The following is a 7,646-nucleotide window of genomic DNA, read 5'->3' as shown; positions in this document are numbered from 1 at the left end:
TGTTGTTCGTTGTTGTTGTCCCTGAAATATCTGTTACATCGTTCCCTTTTGGATCTTGTGCTTTTACCAAAGCGCTGTTTGTAACTTTGCCTGCGTCGATATCGGCTTGGGTAATTGTGTAGGTTCCTTTGATGCTGTTGTTGGTCGCTCCTGCTGCTAATGTCGCAATTGGATTACCTGTTAGCACTAGTCCTAACATTGGATCACTAACCACTACATTACTCAAAGTGGTATTTCCTGTATTGGTTACTGCAAATGTGTACGTGATCACATCGCCTTTTACTCCTGTACCTGATACAGTAGCTGTTTTTACCAAGGCAATGCTTGGGTTAAACGAGGTTGGTGTTTCTGTTGGTGTGTTGTTCGTTGTTGTTGTCCCTGAAATATCTGTTACATCGTTCCCTTTTGGATCTTGTGCTTTTACCAAAGCGCTGTTCGTTACTTTATCTGCGTCGATATCGGCTTGGGTAATCGTGTAAGTCCCTTTGATGCTGTTGTTGGTCGCTCCTGCTGCTAATGTCGCAATTGGATTGCCTGTTAGCACTAGTCCTACCATTGGATCACTAACCACTACATTACTCAATGTGGTATTTCCTGTATTGGTTACTGCAAATGTATACGTGATCACATCGCCTCTTGCTCCTGTACCTGATACAGAAGCTGTTTTTACCAAGGCAATTGCTGGTGATTGTACAATTAAAGTCGCGGTACAAGTAGGACAATTTGGATCCACAGGACAAATTGTACATGGAGTTGGATCTGTCGAAGTAGCCGAAATTTGAGTACCTATTACTGTTATCGCCTTTACTGTTGCAAGGTTATAGACTACTCCAGCATCAATATCAGCTTGAGTTAAAAAATAGGTGCCCGAAAAAGTTGTACTATCACTGTTGTCCGGCTCTAAGCTAGCAATTGGACCACCACTAATAACGGCTTTTTCGTCAACAATTGTAATATTTTTTAGAGTTTGTTTACCCGTATTTGTAACAACAAATGTGTAATCAACCCTATCGCCTAAATTAGCAATACCATCATTATTAACATCTACAAAAACGCCCTCTTTAGTTACTTTTATAGAAGCAAAGTCACAAAGAAGATCTCCTCCATTGCTTTCGGTAGTATTGACAAATGCACCATAAATATTAATTGAATTAATCACACTAGCAATTGAATTTAGTGTAAGTCGGATTTCATCAAAGGCTAAGGTAGTTTTAAACCCAACACTGTAAGTTCCTGGTCTAGAACCCAAAACATCTAATCCTAATAATGACAAGTCAATTAGCTGACCACCCGTTTTAGATTCTTGTAAGACACCGTTTCTATAGGTCCTAATGGATAATGACTGAAACAAATTAACTTGTGCTAGCGTCCCTAGATCTTTAATAACAAATCCAGCAAAAGTTCCTTTTGGATAAGTATATAAAACATCTTTTACAGCTAACGAACCCGAAGCAACTGCCCCTGCAACTAAGCTGATGTTGGCAAAATCATTAGTATCCTCGGTAAGTAAATTTTGTGTTCCATTTACCGCGCAAGACACGCAAGCTACCCCTTCGATACCTGTTTTATCCGAGTCAATTATAACCGGAAACATAGGATTTGAAAGAACATAAGAAGTATTACAGGCAACTGTAGGTGCACATAGGTTTTGAAAAACGGCATTATATACTTTAACGCTACCCAAGTTTACTGCTAAAGTATTTATTACAGTAATACGAACCTCATCAAATGACTTGGTTGACACAAAGCCAATGGTTTGTCTAGTCGATCCTACCAACAAATCAGTACCTACACTAACAAGGGGGCCGTTTCCAGACTTCGTTTCTTGAAGCAATCCGTTTAAGTAGGTTCGAATGGTTATTGCATCAAGAGCACTAACATTTAAGAATGTAGGTGTTTCAATTGAATAACCTGCAAAAGTACCCGCTGGATAATCCGTGATTTCTTCTTTAACTGATAAACTCCCACTAGCGCCAATTGCGGCTGTCAAATTAATTTGTTCAAAATTAGTTAAGTCACTATCTATCAAATTATTTGTATTGGTGACTGTACATAAAGCACATACCACACCATCAATTCCTGACCTCGCGTTATTTACATATACTGGATAGACGGGTGCAATCAATGCTGTTTGAACATTACATGGTAATGCAGGGCCGGCACAAAATTTTTCGAAAATTGCTCCATATACTTTGGTTGTTCCTAAATTTAAACCCGCTGCTTGACTTAAGGTTAGTTTAACTTCATCAAAGCTTTTAGTAGTAACAAACCCTAATTTTATTGCGCCTTGGGAGGAAATCAATGATACACTCGCTACTAAATTACTACCCGAAAATTGTTCTTGAAAGGTTCCGTTTAAATACGTAGCCAAACTTATGTTACTCAAAGCGCCACTATTTAACAAGGCCAAATTTTCGATCTCCATTCCAGCGTAGGTTCCTGCTGGATAATCTGTAACTTGATCTTTAATAGCAAAATTTGCCGAAGCAAGTACGCCTGTCAATAAGTTGATGCTAGCAAAATCAGTAGCACTTGAACTTACGGCATGCTCGGGATTAGTAATACTTCCCACTGAAACTCCCGAAAATCCTGTCTGTAGTTGATCAATTGCAACTGGAAAAACAGGTAAGTTAACTTTGGTTACAGTGTTACAATCTAGGGCTGAGCCAGCACAATATTGTCTAACAACGGCATGGTAAATTGAAATGGAATTCAATGCAGCCACACCCGAGTTCAAAACGATTTCAATAGCATCAAAAGGTGCTGAACTATTAAACCCAATAATGTAATCCGTACTACTATTTAAAACACTCAAGCCCAAAAGCGACGAGCCACTAACGGATTCTACTAGTATATTATTTTTATAGGTTTTTACTGCAACAGCATCCAACAAACTTAAATTTAAAAGCCCTGATGTTGGAGCAATTTTAAAACCGGCAAATGTTCCTTGCGCGTAAGTTGTATTACCATCAGTAACACGCAAAGCATGCGTAGTACCAACTCCCAATACACCAAAACTTGCTGATGCACTATTGGTAAGGTCACTATCAATTAATCGATTAGCATTGAAAATACCACAACCAACCAAGCACAATCCAGTGGTTTTGGTTGAAACCGATAAATTATCAAAATTATCTAATATAAAAGGAGTAGGTGTTTCACTATTGCATTGACCAAACCCATTCACAGATACCAGTAAGCAACATGCCAAAACAACGATGATAGGTTGCTTTAAGATGGTAGTAAAAAAACTGGTGCATTTTATTCTATACAATTTAAGGTAATTATTTGCCATAGCATAAGTATTTTATTGTAGGTATAGGGGATTCATTACCGCTAAAACTGGTTATTGAGGGGGGATCTCAAAACAATACCAAATAGCGGTTATAGGTTATTACCAAATTTAAATGATAAAATCCTACTATTTAGGAAATAAGCCTAAACATAATTCGATGTGAAAGCAAAATAAAACCGATACAGAAATAGCTAAATGTCAATATTGCTCTGGACGGTTTCCTACAAAAAAGAGAAATAAATTTATTTTATTAATAAAATATTAACAATAGTGTATCATTTTACTAGTTCTAACTACTAATTGTTTTATAATTTAGCACAAACGATATTTCATGAAAAATCACTTACTACGATTCTTGTACCGGCTAAATCAAACCAACATTGTGACTTTGTTTGTGATCATATTAGCTTCTTGCTCGATGCTAATTTTTGTCAATTATTACACCATCAAAACCTTGTCAGCATCCAGAGCTTATGTTAGTGGTGAATCCCATTATTCAAAAGGACATAACATTGCCACGCACTATTTAATTTATTATATACTGACTTCTAAGAAAGAGTACTGGGATAAATTCGAATCCAATTTAGATATTGCTTTTGGTGGTGCCAAAGCAAGAAATGCGATGGCTACAAAGCTTGATCATAAAGCTGTAGCAGAGGGTTTTATACAAGGAAAAAATAATGAGGAGGACATCAATGATATGATTTGGTTGTTCCAAAATTTTAATTCGATTTCCTTTTTCAGAAAAGCAGTTCAAGAATGGAAAAAAGGCGATGCTTTAAATCTAGAATTATACCTAACCGGTTTGTACATTAAGGAGCAAGTAACGCATCAAAAGCTAGATTTTGCTACGCAGCTTAAATTACTAGAAGAGATCGATGCCATTAATACTAAGATTACAATCAATCAAGATGCCTTTTCCGATTCTTTTGGAGAAGGAACGCGACAAGTAAAGAATTATCTAATTGTGGCCAACACCTTTTTCATTCTAATAATTATTGGCTGTGTGAGTTTTTATTATGCCTTAACAATTAACAAACTAACTACATCACAAAAAAAGCTAAAAAATCAACAAGATAGATTGCGCAAAATCATAAAAGATTTACAGAAAACAAAAAAGAACTTGTCCACTGAAATTATTCAGAACAAAAAAATCATTGGAACGATTAGCCATGACATCAAGAGTCCGCTAAAGTACATTCAAGTCATCGCTAAACATTTAATCTCTATTACTGATAAATCAGAAATTGGATATCAATACATCAGCTCGATACACAAATCATCTAGCCAGCTCTTTGCGTTTACAAAAACACTAGTCGAATATTCTAAAATTTATACAAATGATCGCGACTTTGAACAAAAAACATACTCTGTTTTTGATCTAATTGACGAAAAAAGAGTTATATTTGAGGAGATTGCCGAAAACTACAATACCAAAATTGTAAATACCACGAATCGAAATTTAAATTCGAAAATCAACCGAAGAATTATTTCGATAATAATACATAATTTATTAGATAATGCGGTAAAAAACACCTTGAATGGTGCTATCGAAATAGGTGCAACCACCACAAACGACAGCATAACCTATTACGTCAAGGATACTGGAACTGGAATGAGTCAAGATATTATTGACTACTACACTAATTTATTTAATAACCGAGACCCTGAAAAATTAGTTCTAAGTACCTATGGTATTGGACTACACCTCGTTCTGGAATTAGTAATTATGCTAAATGGCACAATTGCATTTACAACAGGAGAAGAGGGAGGTACCATTGTATCTGTCGAAGTGAAATCTAAGAAGCAACTTACAAGTTAAAAAAATATAAAATGAATAAAGAAATACTTATCGTCGATGACCATTTAGTGGTACGGACTGGCGTATCGATCATTTTGCAGGAAAAATTTAAGCACTTTTCTATTTCAACAGCTTCGAATTATATGTCAACTATTGATATCATCAAAAGTAAAACTTTTGATTTGATTATTTTGGATATCAATATTCCAGGCGGAAAAAATACGACAATGGTTCACGAAATACGCGAAATTCAACCTGAAGTTAAGATTCTTATTTTCTCAGTTTATGATGAAAAAACACATGCATGTCCCTATATAGTTGCTGGAGCTAATGGTTATTTAAACAAACTAAGCAATGAAAAGGAAATAACAGGAGTAGTAAATACCATTCTATCCACTGGTCATTATATTAGTGCAGACATGGTTTCGGAACTGGTAAAAGCCTCTTCAAGCAAAGGGAGCTTAGACCCACTAGATATATTATCAACTAGAGAGCGAGAAATTGCCAATTTGTTGGTCTTAGGGGACGGCAACATAGAAATAGCTAATAAACTTGACATCCAGCTTACCACCGTAAGCACACATAAGAACAAGATTTACAACAAACTTCATATTAAAAACTTAGTAGATCTTATTAACTTATTTAAGAATTCTAGCAACTAATTCAGATGAAATAGAATTTTAAAGTAGACCTAAGTAATGACCTTATCTGCTTTTACCGCTTTTTCTATGGTAAACGAAAACTCAGAACCAATTCCGTATTCGCTTTCGACGTAGATTTTTTCCTTATGTGCCTCAATGATATGTTTTACAATTGCAAGACCCAAACCGGAGCCACCCTCTGAACGCGAACCACTCTTATTGACGCGATAAAAACGCTCAAAGAGACGCGGAATATTTTGTTGTTCAATTCCTTCCCCATTATCACTAATACGGACTAAAACTTTCTCTTTGGTCAAGTTGATAACAGCAACCTCCGTCAACCCTTTTTCTCGGCCGTACTTAATGGAATTCACCAATAGATTTTCAACAATTTGCTGAATCCTATCCTTATCACCTCTAACGTAGTTAGGATGAACAGGGCTGTTTTCGAATGCCAAAGTAATTTTCTTTTTATCCGCTTTCATTTCTAGCAAATCGAACACATTTTGGATCAATTCAACAATATCAAAATTGGTGTATTCTAAATTTAAATCACCCGATTCTAATTTAGTGATCATATCTAAATCCTCTACGATATAAATAAGTCGCTCCACTCCTTTCTCTGCCCGTTTTAGGTATTTTTTACGAATAGTTTTGTCTTCCATCGCACCGTCCAGTAGAGTAGAAATGTATCCTTGAACCGTAAATAAAGGGGTTTTTAACTCATGAGAAACATTCCCTAGAAATTCCCTACGGTATTCCTCACGCACTTGTAGCATCTCAATTTCTAGCTTTTTATCAGTAGCAAATTTCTTCACCTCTCTGGTCAGCGTTTCCATATCTGTGGTTATGGGTTGATTTAGAAGCGAACTTGATTCTAGAAGAGAAACGTCGTCATAGATTTTTTTAACACGACGGTAAATAAACCGTTCTACACGGTATTGAAGCACCAAGAAGGAAAAAGCATAGATTCCAATCAAGAAAATAATTCCAAAAAACAGCAAGCTTTTAAAAGTGTAATGAAACAAGGACATTAAAAGCAATACTACAAAAGCGGTAGAAAAAACACTAATGTACAAAGACGATTTTACTGCGAACTTATATGTTTTTTTAAAATTGATTTTCATTTATATGTATGATAACGCAAGAGACTGCCGATATTACTATTAAAATACCGTACCGCCATTTAAATTCTAATTAAACTTCAAATTTGTAGCCTACTCCTTTTATCGTTTTAAAAAGGTCTTCGCCTATTTTTTCTCGAAGTTTTCTAATATGCACGTCAATTGTACGACCTCCTACAACTACTTCATTTCCCCAAACTTTGTCTAATATCTCATCACGTTTAAAAACCTTTCCAGGTTTTGAAGCTAACAAATAAAACAGCTCGAATTCTTTTCTAGGCAATGCAATTTCTATATCGTCTTTGACAATTTTATACTCTTCGCGATTAATCTCAATACCGCCTACATTCAAAGTTTCGCTATTGTGTTCCTTCTCCTTTAGTCTTCGCAGTAATGCTTTGACTTTACTTACCAATAATTTTGGTTTTATTGGTTTGGTGATATAATCGTCAGCGCCAGCATCAAAACCAGCAACCTGAGAGTAATCTTCACTTCTAGCGGTTAAAAAAGTAATCAATACATTATTAAGTTCCGGGATTTTTCTAATGTTTTCGCACGCTTCCATACCATCCATTTCAGGCATCATTACATCCATAATGATCAGGTCCGGTATTTCTTTTTTAGCCTTAGCTATCGCTTCCTTGCCGTTGGTAGCTGTATAAATCTGATATCCTTCTTGCGTAAGGTTGTACCCCACAATTTCTAAAATATCTGGTTCATCGTCTACTAGTAATATCTTGGTGTTTTTCTTTTTCATAGGAAGCAAATTTACGTTTGCAATTGTA

At 35.8% G+C, this 7,646-nt stretch carries 4 protein-coding genes and 1 pseudogene; 2 read left to right on the top strand and 3 right to left on the bottom strand.

The window, feature by feature from the left end:
* Positions 1-3,295: pseudogene (locus P8M54_RS13180) on the bottom strand (hypothetical protein); the annotation flags it as partial.
* A gap of 331 nt (positions 3,296-3,626) precedes the next feature.
* On the opposite strand from P8M54_RS13180, the gene P8M54_RS13175 reads away from it, so the two are divergent.
* Together P8M54_RS13175 and P8M54_RS13170 are read left to right on the top strand one after the other, a co-directional pair.
* Positions 3,627-5,117, top strand: coding sequence for a HAMP domain-containing sensor histidine kinase (locus P8M54_RS13175; RefSeq protein WP_300288391.1), 1,491 nt, complete (start codon positions 3,627-3,629; stop codon positions 5,115-5,117).
* 11 nt (positions 5,118-5,128) lie between these two features.
* The gene (locus P8M54_RS13170; protein WP_300288390.1) at positions 5,129-5,758 is read left to right on the top strand and encodes a response regulator transcription factor; all 630 of its coding nucleotides are present in this window, start codon (positions 5,129-5,131) and stop codon (positions 5,756-5,758) included.
* Positions 5,759-5,787: 29 nt separating this feature from the next.
* Here P8M54_RS13170 and P8M54_RS13165 read toward each other — a convergent pair whose 3' ends face one another.
* On the bottom strand, positions 5,788-6,864 hold the full coding sequence (locus P8M54_RS13165; RefSeq protein ID WP_300288389.1) for an ATP-binding protein: 1,077 nt from the start codon (positions 6,862-6,864) through the stop codon (positions 5,788-5,790).
* A 70-nt stretch (positions 6,865-6,934) separates the two neighbouring features.
* Positions 6,935-7,618 (bottom strand): response regulator transcription factor, encoded by a 684-nt coding sequence (locus P8M54_RS13160; RefSeq protein ID WP_300288388.1) that lies wholly within the window; start codon positions 7,616-7,618, stop codon positions 6,935-6,937.
* Between the last annotated feature and the right edge of the window lie 28 nt (positions 7,619-7,646).

This window comes from Flavobacterium sp., from assembly GCF_029242675.1.
Taxonomy (GTDB): Bacteria; Bacteroidota; Bacteroidia; order Flavobacteriales; family Flavobacteriaceae; genus Flavobacterium.
Note: the sequence above shows the minus strand (reverse complement) of the source record. Positions and strands in the feature narration are given on the sequence as shown.